We start from the raw sequence: 15940 nt of genomic DNA on the forward strand, positions 1-15940 counted from the left end.
AAATCTAAGTAATTTTTCTACTTATCCAGAACCCGAAAACCATTGTGAATAAATTTACTATTATGATTAAATTAAAAAATATTATAAATTTTATCCAATCCCCTTGATTTAAAATTTTGTACAAAAAATATATAAATCCGCTAAAAGATGTAAAGCAAGAAAAAAAACCACTCAATAAAATTTTTTCAGTTGAATAACTTAATCTTTTACTGATGAAAAAACCTACTAAAAATGATCCAATTATTGAAATAAAAAAATTATTATTTATAGTCAATCTTAGAAAGGTAGCAAGATAAGCAGATAAAAGAATATAAATAAAATTATTTACTTTCATTTTAAAAAAACTGAATAAGAAAGTAACCTAAATAAAAAAAAAGGAATGAAAAAATTATCACTTCAATATAATGTAAAAATAATCTTAGGTATTTTCTCTTTTTAAATAGGATAAATAGTTGATATATAAAAGAAGAAAATGTACTAAAACATCCTAAAAAACCGATATAAAATAATACTAATATTTCGTTATTAATAAAATTTAAAGCTACTAAAATTCCTAAAAAAAAAGATGATAAGAAATTTACTATTGAAGTATTTTGAATATCAAAACCTATACTTTTTTTAAAATTATTTTGTATGAATATTCTCAGTATTAATCCAAAAGTACTGCCAATTAAAATTATACTTATTGAACTAAAATCCAAAATTTACATTTTTATCCAGCCTCTTAAAATCTTATTAGGATCATCTAAAAATTTATTAGAAGCTAATTCAACCCTAACCCAAGTTTCACTATTGCTGACTTTCCATTTACGTAATACTGATAAGGTTGTACCTAGATCAAGAACTAATAATTCCTTAGCATAAATTTCCGGACAAGAAAAAAGAGAAGTATTGGAACTCAATATAATTTCATTTGTATTATTAGGGAACTTATTTTGATTTAAACTTTTTTGGATCCCACCAGCAGGTAGTGTAATTGGAGCAATTAAAGCAAAAGTAATTAAGCAAAAATTCTTGAGAACATTATTAATCATATGTCTAAAGTTGCCATATCTAAGTTGCTACTATGGGTTTCAATAAATTCTCTTCTTGGTGCAACTTTATCTCCCATTAAAATATTGAATATTCTGTCAGCTTCAAGTGCATCTTCGATTTCAACTCTTTTCATCATCCTCGTTTGAGGATTCATAGTTGTATCCCATAATTGTTTTGGCATCATTTCACCTAATCCCTTAAATCTTTGAATATTATAATTTGCATTTTCTCCAAAACCTTGAATTGTGTCCTTTAATTGTTTCTCGTTATAACAGTAATTATGATTCTTACCTCTTTCAACTTTATAAAGAGGCGGACAAGCAATGTATATAAAACCTTTCTCAACAAGTTCTCTTTGGTATCTGTAAAAAAATGTCAGCAATAAAGTTCTTATATGAGCACCGTCAACATCAGCATCAGTCATAATTACAACTCTATGATATCTTAAAGAGCTCTCGTCGAACTCCTCTCCTTTTATTCCTAATCCTAGAGCTGTTATTAATGACTGTATTTCTGTGTTTTTATATATTTTAGTATCGTCAGTTTTTTCAATATTAAGAATCTTACCTCTGAGAGGCAAAATAGCCTGAAAATTTCTATCTCGTCCTTGTTTTGCGGAACCACCAGCTGAATCTCCTTCAACTATATAAATTTCTGATTCTGAGGGATCTCTGGAACTACAATCTGCTAATTTTCCCGGTAATGTAGAACTTTCTAGGACACTTTTTCTTCTTACTAATTCTCTAGCCCTTCTCGCAGCTTCTGCTGCATTAAATGATTGAATTGCTTTTTCAAGAATCAAGTCCAAAATTCCTGGATTGAATTCCATATATTTTGTGAGAGCCTCCCCAATGAGAGAATCCACAATTCCTCGTACTTCAGTATTTCCTAATTTTGTTTTTGTTTGTCCTTCAAATTCAGGATCTGGAACTTTTACTGATAAAACAACAGTTAAACCTTCTCTAATATTTTCGCCAGCTAAATTTTTTTCTATATCTTTTCTCTTGCCTCTCTTTTTTGCAAGATTATTGAAAGTCCTTGTCAGGACTGTTTTTAGCCCTTCAATATGAGTTCCTCCATCAATAGTTCTAATATTATTTGCAAATCCTAAAATATTATCTGAATATACATCTGAACACCATTGCAAAGCTGCTTCTACATATACATTTTCTTTCTGTGAGTCAACATAAATTATTTCAGGATGAATAGAATCTTTTTCAGCATTCATGTATTCAACATATTCTTTAATACCTCCTTGATACAAGTAAATTTCTTCCTTAAAAGAGCCATCTGATAATTGATTTCTTTCATCTCTAAAAACAATCTTTACTCCGCCATTAAGATAAGCTAGCTCCCTTAATCTAGATGAAAGAAGAGCATATTCAAATTCAATTCCTCCAGAAAAAATCGTTTTGTCGGGTTTAAAGCAAATAGTTGTTCCTTTCTTAGATGGTCTGCCAGTCTGCTTTTTAGTTTCTAATTCACCCTTTGATACGCCTTTTTCAAATCTTTGATTAAATTCGCTTCCATCCCTATAAACAGTTACATTAACCCATTCGCTTAGAGCATTAACTACAGATATTCCTACTCCATGCAAACCCCCTGAAACTTTATAACCACCACTTCCAAATTTACCTCCTGCATGAAGAACAGTTAGTACAGTTTCTAAGGCACTTTTCCCTGTTCTTGGATGAATATCTGTTGGAATACCTCGTCCATTATCAGAAATTAAAGCAGAACCATCTGCGCGAAGAACTATTTCTATATGATCACAATGTCCTGCAAGTGCTTCATCAACCGAGTTATCAACTACCTCATATACTAAATGATGTAATCCCCTAGGTCCTGTTGAACCTATATACATCCCGGGGCGTTTACGAACTGGTTCTAACCCCTCTAAAACCTGAATCTGTTCCGCGCCATAATCATTTGAGATTTTATTAGATCTTTTGTCCTCACTCATTTAATATAAAAAAAATATTAAACTTTTAAAATGTTATTTTTAAAAGGTCTTTCATTAAATTTACCACCGCAATAAGATAAAGGCTTGAAGTCAATGAAAAATTTAATCACTTTAATTATATAGCCAAAATTTTTTTCTTCAGAAATCCATATGTCTTCATATCCACCTCATGTAATAATTTTAATTGGGCCTACTGCAAGTGGCAAAACAGAATTAGCTATTGAAATTGCAGAATATTTTAAAACTCATATACACAATGTCGATTCAAGGCAAATTTATAAGTCCATGGATATTGGAACAGCCAAGCCATCAAAAATCCAACAAAAAAAAATAAAGCATTTTTTAATAGATATTGAGGAACCAATCAATCCAATTAATGTAAAACAATTTCAAGAAATTGCTCAAAAATCTATTAAGGAAGAAATTAAACAAAAAAAATTACCTTTTCTTGTTGGAGGAAGTGGGTTGTATATGAACTCAATAACAAAAGGGTTTTTTGTCCCAGATGTTCCTCCTCAAAATAATTTAAGAAGACAATTAGAAGAAATGGGGCAAGAACAATGTTGGGACCTGTTAAAAAATTGTGATCCATTATCAACAAAAAAAATCAATTTTGCTGACCACATTCGAACAATAAGAGCTTTGGAAGTCTTCTACGTAAAAGGTGAACCTTTGTCAACTCTGAAAGTTCAAAAACCCCCTAACTGGAAAATCCTAGAGCTTGGATTAGATAGAGATAATTTAAAAGAAAGAATTTTTCAAAGAACAAAAAATATGTTTTTATCCGGAATTATTGAGGAGACTTACCAACTTATCTCTAAATACGGATTTGATTTGCCATTATTAGAAACCATTGGTTACCGAGAAGCTAGAGATGTTTTAAATAACCGTTCAACAATTGACAAAGCGATTGAGTTGACTGCGACTAAAACAATCCAATTTGCCAAAAGACAAAAAACTTGGTTTCGTAATAAAAATAATCCTCTTTGGCTTAATAACAAAAACCTGCTAAAAGATGCAATAATTAAAATAGAGTCTTTTTTAAGCTAACTTTATAAAAATAGATTTTGTTCATCATCCAATCAATTTATTAAATTAACTGAATGCCCCCACGCCCACGCTTTGACCGCCGAGCTCCAGTTAGAGAGCTACCAAATATAAATGAAAGAATAAAATACCCTCAATTAAGAGTGGTTGATTCAGATGGAAAACAATTAGGCGTCATAGATAGGTTAAAAGCATTAGAAATAGCATCTCAAAGAGAACTTGATTTGGTTTTGGTGAGCGAAAAAGCAAATCCTCCTGTTTGTAGAATCATGGACTACGGGAAATATAAATTTGAACAAGAAAAGAAAGCTAAAGAAGCAAGAAAAAAATCTCATCAAACAGAAGTTAAAGAAGTAAAAATGAGATACAAAATTGACAAGCATGATTACGATGTTCGGATTGGTCAAGCTACTAAATTTCTGAAATCGGGAGATAAGGTAAAATGCACTGTAATTTTTAGGGGAAGAGAAATTCAACACTCAAATTTAGCCGAGACACTTCTTTTGAAAATGGCTAATGATTTAGAAGAACAATCAGAAGTTCAACAAAAGCCAAAAAGAGAAGGAAGAAACATGATTATGTTTTTAAGCCCTCGAAAAACTCCTCTAATTAAAAAAATTGATGGGTAAAAAATGCTTTTATTAAGGTATGACGAATGTTAAAGTGTCACTATGGTTTAAAAATAAATTATTCAGGGTTTTTTTCAAGTGAGATTCAATATTCAACAAGACAGTGATATCCCAGCATCTACTCAACTAAGTAATCAAATTTGTTTCGCAATTGCAGCAAGACATTATCCTCCAGGGCACAGACTACCCAGTACGAGGCAACTTGCAATGCAGACTGGACTCCATCGGAATACTATAAGCAAAGTTTACAGACAGCTGGAAATAGATGGGGTTGTTGAAGCAATAGCTGGATCAGGTATCTATGTCAGAGATAATCTTACTAAAAGAGAATTTACAAAATCACTTTACTCAAAAGATAAAATAAGTAAAGCACCAGATCAAGAAGCAAAGACGGTAATTGACAATTTAATAAGTCTTGGATTCACTTTACAAGAGACGAGAGAGATATTGAACAATGAAATTAATTGGCGTATTAAGTGCGGATCAAGAATCATAGTCAGTACTCCTAGAGAAGATATTGGAGCTTCTATGTTAATAGCAGAAGACCTTTCCTCAACAGTTAATGTACCAGTAGAAGTTGTTCCTATGGAAGAATTAGAAAAAGTTTTGAGTAATTCAAATAATGGTACGATTGTCACAAGTAGATATTTTTTACAGCCTCTAGAAAAAGTTGCCAAACAACATGGAGTTCGTGCTATTGCAGTCGACTTAAGCGACTTTCAAAAGGAATTGAAAATTCTGAAGGAATTAAATGCAGGGAGTTGTGTAGGTATTGTTAGCATAAGTCCTGGCTTATTAAGAGCAGCCGAAGTTATTATACACAGCATGCGAGGTAGTGAATTAATGCTTATGACAGCAATCTCAGATAATAACAGTAGATTATTATCACTTTTAAAGGCTTCTAACCATATAGTGTGTGATGGGCCTAGTTTGTCAGTTGTAGAAAACACACTATTAAAAAATCGTTCACAGTTAATGAGATTACCTCAAATAATATGCGCTAAAAATTATTTAAGCAACGAAACGATAAACCAATTAAAAAAAGAAATAGGAGTTATTAATTAGACTAAGATGCTAAAAACTTTTAAATCAGATATAGAAATTATCAGAGAAAGAGATCCGGCCGCAAGAGGAATAGTAGAGATATTTCTTTGCTACCCCGGGTTTCAAGCAATAGTTATACATAGGTTTACGCATAAATTATGGCAATTAAAGATTCCTTTGATTCCCCGTTTACTAAGTCATCTTAATAGGCTAGCAACAGGTATTGAAATCCATCCTGGGGCAAAAATTGGTAAACGGGTTTTCATAGATCATGGAATGGGAGTTGTAATTGGTGAAACTGCTGAGATAGGAAATAACTGTTTGCTTTATCAGGGAGTGACATTAGGAGGTACTGGTAAAAGCCATGGCAAAAGACACCCCACCTTAATGGAAAATGTTGTAGTCGGAGCGGGCGCAAAAGTTCTTGGATCAATCACAGTAGGATCTAATACCCGTATTGGTGCTGGCTCAGTAGTTGTTCGAAATGTAGAGGGGAACAGTACTGTGGTTGGGGTTCCTGGCAGGGTAGTACATCAAAGTGGTGTCAAAGTAAATCCTTTAGCTCACTCTGCCTTACCAGATGCAGAAGCTAATGTGATAAAAAATTTAATGGATAGGATAGATTCTCTTGAAAATGAAATTCTTAAATTACAAAAAACTCTACAATGTATAGCCAGCTCAGAATCTATTGATATTTCTAAACTCGGTGATTCTCAAAATCTTAAAGACAAAGAAATTTTTGAATTTCTTGGAGATGATTAAATATCGATTTAATTGTTTTCATTAGCGTCAGTTTTAGGTTGAAACATAAACATTGAATAAATAACATTTCGTCTCATATTAGTCATCATTTCGAGAAACATGTCATATCCCTCGTTTTTATATTCGATTAATGGATCTTTTTGACCATAACCCCTCAATCCGACTGATTCCCTTAAGGAATCCATTGATTGAAGATGTTCTCGCCATAAATTATCGATTTGCTGCAAAATGAAAAATCTTTCAGCTTCTCGCATTAATCCTGGACGAATCTTTTCTATTTGTGATTCCTTTAAATCATAAGCAATTCGCAACTGCTCTTGAAGATAGTTTTTTAATTCTTCTATTGACAGTAAATTAATATCATCAGATTTAAGATCATCTAATAAGTATATAAATTCTTTGACTTTAGAAATTAATTGATCAATATTCCATTCTTCAGGAGGAAGATCAGGATTGATATAAGCATCTACAATTTCAATCATTGTCCTTTCTCCATATCCTATTACTTGTCTCTTTAAATCAATTCCTTTCAATACTCTAAGTCTTTCGCCATAAACTGCTTTTCTTTGATTGTTCATTACCTCGTCGTATTCAAAAACTTGTTTTCTAATATCGTAATAGTAGGTTTCAACTTTCTTTTGAGCATTTTCAAGAGACCTAGTAAGCATGCCTGACTCAATAGGCATATCTTCATCAACCCTAAAAGCATTCATTAGATTTGCTACTCTATCACCTCCAAAAATCCTCAATAAATTATCATCTAAAGATAAAAAGAATCTTGTACTTCCAAGATCACCTTGTCTTCCTGCTCTACCTCTAAGTTGATTATCAACTCTTCTTGATTCATGTCTCTCAGTACCAATGACATGTAAACCGCCAGCTTCTCTTACTTTTTCTTCTTCATGAATCAAAACTTTTTCATATTCTTCCTTTACATCAGACAATGATTCTCTCAAAAGCATTATCAAGTTATCATCAGTTGGTGCTTTTTCTGCTGCTGTAGCTATTCTGTCGTCAAGTTCCAAGACAGAAAGTTGTCTATCTCCCCAATTATTAACAAGTTCATCAGATAAAAAAGAGAGTTTCTTTTCAATTACTTCATCTAGTTTGCAAGGGAAAAGACTTGTTGAAGAATTTGAAATGTTCTTTTTCGAATTTGAAGCAGCTTTTGTGGAAAAACCACCCTTAGATTTTGAATTTCTTTGTTTAGGTATTGGTGGCTTATGCTCATTATCAGGCTTGACTAACAAAGGAATTAAAAGTTCTTTTAATTTAAGCCTTGCCATATAGTCACTATTACCGCCAAGAATTATATCTGTTCCCCTTCCAGCCATATTAGTCGCAATCGTAACAGCACCTGCTCTTCCTGCCTGAGCAACAATTTCTGCCTCACGTTCAACGTTCTCTGGCTTAGCGTTTAACAAATTATGTGGGATTTTTTCGGCAGATAAAAGTGAACTTAATAATTCACTTTTTTCAACACTCGTTGTACCAACTAAAACAGGTCTGCCATCTCTATGAATTTGTGCAGTTTCTTTAGCAACGGCTTTCCATTTACCAATCTCTGTCTTAAATACTTGATCAGACCAATCTTGTCTCTTTCTTATTTGATTTGTCGGTATAACTGTTGATTCTAATTTATAAGTTTTTTCAAATTCAACCTCCTCAGTTTTTGCAGTTCCCGTCATTCCTGCTAAACCAGGATATAGAAGGAAAAAATTCTGATAAGTTATGGATGCTAATGTTTGAGTCTCAGGCTGAATTTTAAGATTTTCTTTTGCTTCTATTGCCTGATGTTGTCCATCGCTCCAACGCCTTCCAGGCATGACCCTACCAGTAAATTCGTCCACTATTACAGCCTCATCATTCTTAATAATATAATTTACATCTTTAATAAATAATTCTTTGGCTTTTAAAGCGTTTGTTATATAGTGCGCCCAAGGATCTTGAGGATTATATAAATCATTAACTCCCAAATACTCTTCACATTTTGCAAAACCCTGATCAGTTAATATACAACTTCTCTGTTTTTCATCAACTTCATAATCTCCTTCTGGATCAATACCATCTTTACTTAATTCTTTTGCTTTGACTAATGCCAGAGATAATTCTGCAGCTTTTTGATATTTTTCTTGTGGTCTTTCAACTTGGCCAGAAATGATTAAAGGTGTTCTTGCTTCATCAATTAATATTGAATCAACCTCATCAATTACGCAGTAATTAAACTTCCTTTGAACTACCTCACTAATATCAGTAGCCATATTATCTCTTAAATAATCAAAACCTAATTCTGAATTTGTGGCATAAGTTATATCACAATCATAATTTTTCTTTCTCTCAACTGGATTCATATCTTGCTGAATCAAACCAACGGATAAACCTAAAAAACGATGAACTTGTCCCATCCACTCTGCATCCCTTCTAGCTAAATAATCATTTACAGTAACAACATGAACACCTTTTCCAGTAAGAGCATTTAAATAACAAGGTAATGTTGCGACAAGAGTTTTTCCCTCTCCAGTTTTCATCTCAGCAATTTGACACTCATTTAAAACCATCCCGCCAATTAACTGAACATCAAAATGTCTCATATCAAGAACACGTTTACTTGCTTCTCTTACGATTGCAAAGGCTTTAGGAAGAAATTCTTCTAGGAGTTCTTTTTGCTTTTTAAAATCTAATTCTGCTGAAATATTTGATTTAAGATTTTGAGTTTCTTTTCTAAGCTCATCATCAGTCAATTGAGAAATTTCTTCTTCTAAAAAATTTATCTCTTCGACTATTGGTTGATAGCGCTTTAACTTTCGTGTATTCGGATCTCCCAACAAAAGTTTTAGCATAAGTCAAAGTCCTTAAAAAATTCATCTTATTACAAACATTATAAATTAGTGCGTTACAACAGAATGAAGAAAACTATTATCTCTTTATTTTATAGAAACGATCGATTAAGGTATTTAGATTGAAGTCACAAAAATAACCTAGCTGACATCACTTTTCAAAATTTTTTTTACTAAATGAAAGAAATATCTCTAATCAAACATGCCAAAGGAGCTTTAGGGTTAAGGGTTTTTGGATTAGGTCCTAATCTGAAACCAACAAATGGCTTAATTAAGCTACAAAAATTACTAGATACCAATGCTTTCTGGGCAAAAAATAGAACAATTAATGATCTAAAAAAATGTCTTGCTAACAGTGATGTCGTAATAAGTCTTTGGGTTGGTAAGGAAATAGTTGGATTTGGTAGAGCTTTGACCGATGGGATTTACCGCGGAGTACTTTGGGATATTGTTATAGATCAAAATCATCAAGGCAAAGGTTTTGGCACATTAATTGTAAAAAATCTTTTATCTTCTAAAAAAATTAAAAATACAAAAAAATTATATTTAATGACAACAAATAAAAAATTGTTTTATTCTCAATTGGATTTTAAAGAAGTTACTTCTCAAAATTTATTGATTCATGAAATATAAGGCACTTTGTTTCTAGAGAAATAAAATCAAGATACAAATTTACTATAAAGCCATCTTATAAAAGTTCCTAAAATAGGAACTGGTCCAAAAGTTGGTCCGCAAAAATCAAAGTAATCTCTGTGCTCTTTGATTAATCCATTTTCCCCAAATAATAAACGAGTGGTTCCAGGATAAATAAATTCTTTACCCATAATTTTTAAACCCATTGTCCATTCAACAAATCCACAATCCCCAGTTATGGAAATTGCATGAGTTTCTAAAAAAACATCATCACATCTTTTAACTAGCTTTTCTTGAGCTTTAACATAAGAATCTAAGCCCTCTGTTTCCTGAGTTGGGTCAGTAAAAATAACATTCTCATTATAAAATTCAGCCCATTTTTGTTTTGTTGGTGCATCCGTACCATAAGGTTTAGTAAATAATCCCTTTAAATCCTTTATAGAAATTACTCTTGTCATTACGAAATTTTTATTAAGAACATCTTAAAAGATACAATCATTAAAAGCGGATGAAGAGATTCGAACTCTCGACATTCTCCTTGGCAAGGAGATGCTCTACCACTGAGCTACATCCGCATAACTCTCTTATTTTATCTCAAAGAAGGGATCAATGATTAAAATAATTAAATTTTTTCAATTAATTTAAATTTTTAATTAAAGATCCCATCTCAATTGCTTGTAAAGCATAATTCCAACCAAGATTATTTTTAATCCCTGCTCTTTCTAAAGCTTGCTGCATAGTATCAGTAGTTAAAACTCCAAAAATAATTGGAACATTATTTTCATTTGAAACTTGCGAAATACCTTTGCTAGCCTCTGATATAACGACATCATAGTGGGAAGTTTCACCACGGATCACAGCCCCAAGAGCAATTACAACGTCATAACTCTTTTTTTTCATGAGGGTTTTAGCTGCGATTGGTAATTCGAATGAACCAGGAACCCAAACTATATCTACTTGATTGCTTAATACAGAAGTATCTAAACCATGTCTTTTTAAACAATCAAGACAACCAGATAGAATTTTATTTGTAATTAAATCATTAAATCTTGCTATTACAATCCCAACTTTTAAAGTAGAGGCATTAGTAAAAGAACCCTCAAAAATAGCCATTAAATTTTACTTAGATATATTAATAGACTCTCACGAAAAGGTATTAAGTTCAAACTAATGAAGAAACTATCCCTGTAACAAAAACCAAAACAATCCAAACAGCAGCAATAGAATAAATTTTTCTCCTACTTTCTCGCTGTCCTTCCTCAGTAGAAGGTTGAGTCACATATAAAACGGGTACTCCAACTACCGCAATTAGAGAAGCAAATAATAGAGCATTTACGAAGAAAAAGTTAACAGCCTGCATAATTCAGTCTTAAGTTTCAAATATTATAAATACTATAATCTCATGAAAATGATAATTTTTAGAGAAAATTTACATACTTTAGCCACTTTAAAATGCAAAAAAAAAATTTCTACCTAATATCTATTTAGGAATTAAAAAAGTATGCAAGAAGATACGATAATTCAAAAGAATTTATTTGCAATTGGTAATGATAATAATGAGCAAAAAGAAATAACAAAAATTACAGAAGATTTATCTTTGGAAGATTTAAAAAAAGAATCGCAAAAAAGACCCAGACAAAGAAAAAATTCAACTAATTTAATAAATAAATTCAAGACTGATTTAATTTCAAATAACAAAAATGTTTGCATCAATGAAGAATCCTATAGCTATAAAACTGTTTCAAAACTGAAATTAACTCCTGTAATGAAGCATTATGTAACTCTAAAAGAAGAAAATAAAGATAGGTTATTACTTTATAGATTAGGAGACTTTTTTGAATGTTTTTTTGAGGACGCTGTATTAATATCTAACCTTTTAGAAATAACGCTTACCAGTAAAGATGCTGGCAAAGAGATTGGTAAGATCCCTATGGCAGGGGTTCCCCATCATGCAATGGAGAGATACTGTGCTGATTTAATTAAAAAAAATTACTCTGTAGTTATATGCGATCAATTAGAAAAAAGTTCTGGCAATTATGGGACTCCAATTAAAAGAGGAATAACAAGAATAATTACTCCTGGAACTGTAATTGAAGAGGGGATGTTGATAGCAAAGAAAAATAATTGGATTACTGCTATTTACTTATCAGAAGAAAACTCAGATGAATCTTATGAATGGGGCATATCAAAGGCTGATGTAAGCACAGGAGAATTAATAACTTTAGAAGGCCAATCTCTGTCAAAACTATTTGATGAAATTATTAAATTAGATTCTTCAGAAATCATTGTAGGAAGCAATGCAGTAAGAAATTTATTAATTAAAGGAAATAGGCAAATTACATATACTGTTTCTCAAGAGACTAATTTTGGAATTAATGAAGCAAATTATCTAATAAAAAATTATTTCCAAATTGCAAACTTAGAGGGAATAGGACTTAAAAATTTAAACAATGCAACTAGATCACTTGGAGGCTTATTAAATTATTTAGAAAAAATTAATCCTTCAAATTTAGATAAAGATTCTTCATTAAAAATCTCATTAGACTTTCCACAAATCCAATATGGTCACAACAAATTAATTATTGATTATCAAACTCAAAAAAACTTAGAAATCAAAAATACACAACGAGAACACAATTATGTAGGCTCGCTCTTATGGAGTATTGATAGAACTTATACTTGCATGGGTGCAAGGTGTTTAAGAAGGTGGATAGATTCACCACTATTAAACGTTAATGAAATTTATAAAAGACAAAATATAATTACAAACTTTATTGAATCTAAAAAATTACGTACAGATACTCAAAATTTACTTAGAGCAATGGGGGATTTAGAAAGACTTGCAGGTAGAGCTTGTGCAGGTCATGCAAGTCCCAGAGACTTAATTGCAATAGCTGAAGGTTTAAAAAAATTGCCTAGACTAAAATCCATAATTAAATTATTTAAATATGATCTCCCAGATTGGACTGATCAATTAAAAAATATTGATGAAGGACTCTTAGAATTAGCTGATACTATAAGTTTTAAACTAATAGAAAATCCCCCTCTAAATATTAGTGAAGGAGGCATGATCCACGATGGTGTTGACAATATATTAGATGGTTTACGTAATTTAATGGATGATTACTCTGAGTGGCTAAATAAAGAAGAATTAAAAGAAAGAAAAATTAGCAAAATTTCAAACCTAAAAATTCAATTTCATAAAAATTTTGGTTATTACATTTCTATAAATAAATCAAAAGTTAATTTAGCTCCACAACATTGGATCAAAAGGCAAACACTTACTAATGAAGAAAGGTATATCACTTCAGAAATTAAAAATAAAGAAAATAAGATTTTCCAAATAAAAAGTAGAGCTTCTTCAAAAGAATATGAAATTTTCTGCGAATTAAGAAATATAGTTGCTGAAAAAACAAAACAAATAAGATCAATCGCAAAATCCATAGCATCTCTTGATGCACTGCTTGGTTTATCAATTACTTCAGTAGAAAACAATTTTATAAAACCTTCATTAATACCAATAAATGATTCAATGACAAAAAATAGTACAAAAATTATCGCAGGAAGAAATCCAATTGTAGAGCAATTGTTAAGTGATAAAAAGTTTGTAGCAAACGATATCTCTTTTGAGGATAATCAAAAATTAATTATATTAACCGGTCCCAATGCAAGCGGAAAAAGTTGCTTTATAAGACAACTCGGTTTAATACAAATTCTCACACAAATTGGAAGCTTTGTTCCTGCTAATAATGCTGAAATCAAGATTGCAGATAGGATTTTCACAAGAATTGGGGCAGTTGATGATCAATCATCTGGGCAATCAACATTTATGGTAGAAATGTCTGAAACTGCATCAATTCTAAATCAGGCAACTTCTAGCTCACTAGTTTTACTTGATGAGATAGGCAGAGGGACATCAACTTTTGATGGACTTTCAATAGCTTGGTCAGTAAGTGAATATCTTGCAAAAAAAATTCAATGTAATACTATTTTTGCTACGCACTATCATGAGCTTAATTACTTAAAAAATTCAAATAGGAATATACAAAATTTTCAAGTTTTAGTAGAACAAAATAACGATCAGCTAATTTTTAGCCACAGAATTGTTAAAGGGGGCTCAAACAAAAGCTATGGCATAGAAGCAGCTAAATTAGCAGGAGTTCCAAAAGAAGTTATAGAAAAAGCAAAATCAGTTTTAAATTCTTTAGAAGAAAATAACAAATTAAATTATGATATTAAGTAGATTTTTGACATTTTTATAAAATAAATACTTTTTAAATAGTTTCCCTCAATAAGGCGTTAACCGCAGCAGCTGCCATAGCAGCGCCTCCTCTAGTTGAATTCAAAACAATTCTAGGAAGATCGGTTGAAATTAGTTTGTTTTTGCTTTTCTCTACTCCAATAAATCCAACAGGCATTCCGATAATTAAACTAGGTAAATCTTTTGCATTCTCTAAAATATCAATTAAATAAGTTAACGCTGTAGGAGAACTGCCAATAACTATAATTGGTGATTTGCTTCCAGAATGCATAGCGGATAACTCCTTCCAACCTTCACTTAATCCATATGCAGTTTTAGTTAAATTTGTATGATTATTTTTTTCAAACCACATTCTAGCGGTGAATACTTTATTCCTAGTGGTATTTTCTGCCATGGATTTTATTGCTGCTGCAGCCATATCAGTATCAGTTAAAATCGGAGCACCATTTTTAAGTGCCTTAAGCCCTTTTTCGCAAGCACCTTCACTAAAATTTACAAGATTTTGAACTGAAAAATCTCCTGAAGTATGTACTAATCTCTCCAACACTTTTGTTTCCAAATAATTTAGATCATTTGCTAATAAATGAGATCTTATGAATCTGATGCTTTCCAAAAAAATTGGATGATCTATTACCATTAAATTTAATTTGTGTTAGAAGTAATCATAGTTAATATATGGTTTTTATTGAGCTATTATGCCAATACAAATATTATGGGGTAATGATTTAAATGCTCAAAATACATTTATTCAAAAATTAATTGATAAGGAAGTATCCAAAGAATGGAAAGAAATTAACGTAACAAATTTAAATGGAGATGATGATGAGCAAGTCAATAAAGCTTTTGATGAAGTTCTTACACCTCCTTTTGGAGAGGGATATAGAATAGTGACATTGAAAAATAATCCAATTTTTACTGCCAAAAATGAGGATCTAAGAACTAAATTTGAAAAAATTCATGACAACATACCTCAAAATACTTATTTCATTTTACAAAATACAAAAAAACCAGACTCAAGACTAAAGAGCACTAAATTTTTACAAAAACTTATCAAAAATAATTTAGCTAAAGAAAAGTCATTTTCTTTACCAGAAATCTGGGACTATGAGGGGCAAAAAAGATTTTTAGAAAATGCAGCAAATGAAATGAATATCAAAATTGATAAAAATGCAGCTGAATTAATAATTGATTCAGTTGGTAATGATAGCTTTAAACTAATAAATGAATTAGCCAAAGCAAAAACATACCTTTCTGCAGTATCAAGTGATTCGAATTCACAACTTTTTATTAAAAGTATTGATGTAAAAAAAATATTTAGTGATCATCAATCCAATATTTTCAAAATCATTGATCTTCTCTTACAAAGAAATATTAATGAAAGCCTCATAGAAATAAATTATTCCTTACAGAAAGGGGAACCTGCTTTAAGACTAAATGCAGGTTTAATTAGTCAAATAAGAATTCATACCATTATAAAATTAGCAGTTAATTCAGGTAACGATAATGCAGATAAGATTTGTAATCTTGCAGGCATTTCTAATCCAAAAAGAATTTTTTTTATTCGAAGAAAAGTCAAAAATGTATCTCAAGAATATTTAATTAATTTAATGAGTAACTTACTAGATATTGAATCATTACTAAAACAAGGTAATAATCCTATAAATGTTTTTACAGAGAAATTAATTAATTTAAGTTAACCAAATTATAAGTTTAAGAATTTACATTATGA

General features: G+C 31.0%; 16 protein-coding genes and 1 tRNA gene. 7 read left to right on the forward strand and 10 right to left on the reverse strand.

Translation table 11 applies throughout. The features are described from left to right. Nucleotides 1-4 precede the first annotated feature (4 nt). From HA152_RS09500 to gyrB, 4 genes are read right to left on the reverse strand one after another with little or no spacing between them, the layout of a single operon-like run. Complete coding sequence (locus HA152_RS09500; protein ID WP_209135760.1) at nt 5-334, reverse strand: CrcB family protein; 330 nt, start codon at nt 332-334, stop codon at nt 5-7. A gap of 1 nt (nt 335) precedes the next feature. Then, nucleotides 336-701: a fluoride efflux transporter FluC gene (locus HA152_RS09505; RefSeq protein WP_209135761.1), complete on the reverse strand. Its 366-nt coding sequence runs from the start codon at nt 699-701 to the stop codon at nt 336-338. 3 nt (nt 702-704) lie between these two features. Beyond that, nucleotides 705-1034, reverse strand: a complete 330-nt coding sequence (locus HA152_RS09510) for a hypothetical protein (protein ID WP_209135762.1) — start codon at nt 1032-1034, stop codon at nt 705-707. Beyond that, a complete protein-coding gene (gyrB, locus tag HA152_RS09515) occupies nt 1031-2998 on the reverse strand; it encodes a DNA topoisomerase (ATP-hydrolyzing) subunit B (protein ID WP_209135763.1) in 1968 nt (655 codons plus the stop codon). The genes HA152_RS09510 and gyrB overlap by 4 nt, the downstream gene beginning before the upstream one ends. Nucleotides 2999-3148: 150 nt before the next feature. On the opposite strand from gyrB, the gene miaA reads away from it, so the two are divergent. From miaA to cysE, 4 genes are all read left to right on the forward strand, one after another. Next, nucleotides 3149-4048, forward strand: coding sequence for a tRNA (adenosine(37)-N6)-dimethylallyltransferase MiaA (miaA, locus tag HA152_RS09520; RefSeq protein ID WP_209135764.1), 900 nt, complete (start codon nt 3149-3151; stop codon nt 4046-4048). Between the two features lie 53 nt (nt 4049-4101). Further along, complete coding sequence (gene infC / locus HA152_RS09525) at nt 4102-4674, forward strand: translation initiation factor IF-3 (protein ID WP_209135765.1); 573 nt, start codon at nt 4102-4104, stop codon at nt 4672-4674. 78 nt (nt 4675-4752) lie between these two features. Beyond that, a complete protein-coding gene (locus HA152_RS09530; RefSeq protein ID WP_209135766.1) occupies nt 4753-5739 on the forward strand; it encodes a GntR family transcriptional regulator in 987 nt (328 codons plus the stop codon). Between the two features lie 6 nt (nt 5740-5745). After that, on the forward strand, nt 5746-6480 hold the full coding sequence (gene cysE, locus HA152_RS09535) for a serine O-acetyltransferase (RefSeq protein ID WP_209135767.1): 735 nt from the start codon (nt 5746-5748) through the stop codon (nt 6478-6480). An 8-nt stretch (nt 6481-6488) separates the two neighbouring features. Here the strand turns inward: cysE and secA are convergent, their stop codons facing one another. Beyond that, the gene (gene secA / locus HA152_RS09540; RefSeq protein WP_209135768.1) at nt 6489-9320 is read right to left on the reverse strand and encodes a preprotein translocase subunit SecA; all 2832 of its coding nucleotides are present in this window, start codon (nt 9318-9320) and stop codon (nt 6489-6491) included. Nucleotides 9321-9494: 174 nt separating this feature from the next. On the opposite strand from secA, the gene HA152_RS09545 reads away from it, so the two are divergent. Then, nucleotides 9495-9950 (forward strand): GNAT family N-acetyltransferase, encoded by a 456-nt coding sequence (locus HA152_RS09545; protein WP_209135769.1) that lies wholly within the window; start codon nt 9495-9497, stop codon nt 9948-9950. A 26-nt stretch (nt 9951-9976) separates the two neighbouring features. On the opposite strand, the gene HA152_RS09550 is transcribed toward HA152_RS09545, so the two are convergent. The 4 genes from HA152_RS09550 to psbZ form a co-directional block, all read right to left on the reverse strand. Next, nucleotides 9977-10408: a nuclear transport factor 2 family protein gene (locus HA152_RS09550; RefSeq protein WP_209135770.1), complete on the reverse strand. Its 432-nt coding sequence runs from the start codon at nt 10406-10408 to the stop codon at nt 9977-9979. Nucleotides 10409-10453: 45 nt separating this feature from the next. Beyond that, nucleotides 10454-10525: transfer RNA gene (locus HA152_RS09555), tRNA-Gly, on the reverse strand. Between the two features lie 61 nt (nt 10526-10586). Beyond that, on the reverse strand, nt 10587-11063 hold the full coding sequence (gene ribH / locus HA152_RS09560) for a 6,7-dimethyl-8-ribityllumazine synthase (protein WP_209135771.1): 477 nt from the start codon (nt 11061-11063) through the stop codon (nt 10587-10589). Between the two features lie 49 nt (nt 11064-11112). Further along, nucleotides 11113-11310: a photosystem II reaction center protein PsbZ gene (gene psbZ, locus HA152_RS09565; protein ID WP_209115106.1), complete on the reverse strand. Its 198-nt coding sequence runs from the start codon at nt 11308-11310 to the stop codon at nt 11113-11115. Between the two features lie 141 nt (nt 11311-11451). On the opposite strand from psbZ, the gene mutS reads away from it, so the two are divergent. Next, a complete protein-coding gene (mutS, locus tag HA152_RS09570) occupies nt 11452-14193 on the forward strand; it encodes a DNA mismatch repair protein MutS (RefSeq protein WP_209135772.1) in 2742 nt (913 codons plus the stop codon). 31 nt (nt 14194-14224) lie between these two features. Here the strand turns inward: mutS and HA152_RS09575 are convergent, their stop codons facing one another. Further along, complete coding sequence (locus HA152_RS09575; protein WP_209135773.1) at nt 14225-14848, reverse strand: precorrin-8X methylmutase; 624 nt, start codon at nt 14846-14848, stop codon at nt 14225-14227. Between the two features lie 58 nt (nt 14849-14906). Here HA152_RS09575 and holA point away from each other — a divergent pair, with 58 nt between their 5' ends. Beyond that, a complete protein-coding gene (holA, locus tag HA152_RS09580) occupies nt 14907-15908 on the forward strand; it encodes a DNA polymerase III subunit delta (protein WP_209135774.1) in 1002 nt (333 codons plus the stop codon). The last annotated feature ends 32 nt before the right edge of the window (nt 15909-15940 follow it).

It is taken from the genome of Prochlorococcus marinus XMU1412 (assembly GCF_017696315.1).
Lineage (GTDB): Bacteria > Cyanobacteriota > Cyanobacteriia > PCC-6307 > Cyanobiaceae > Prochlorococcus_A > Prochlorococcus_A marinus_AF.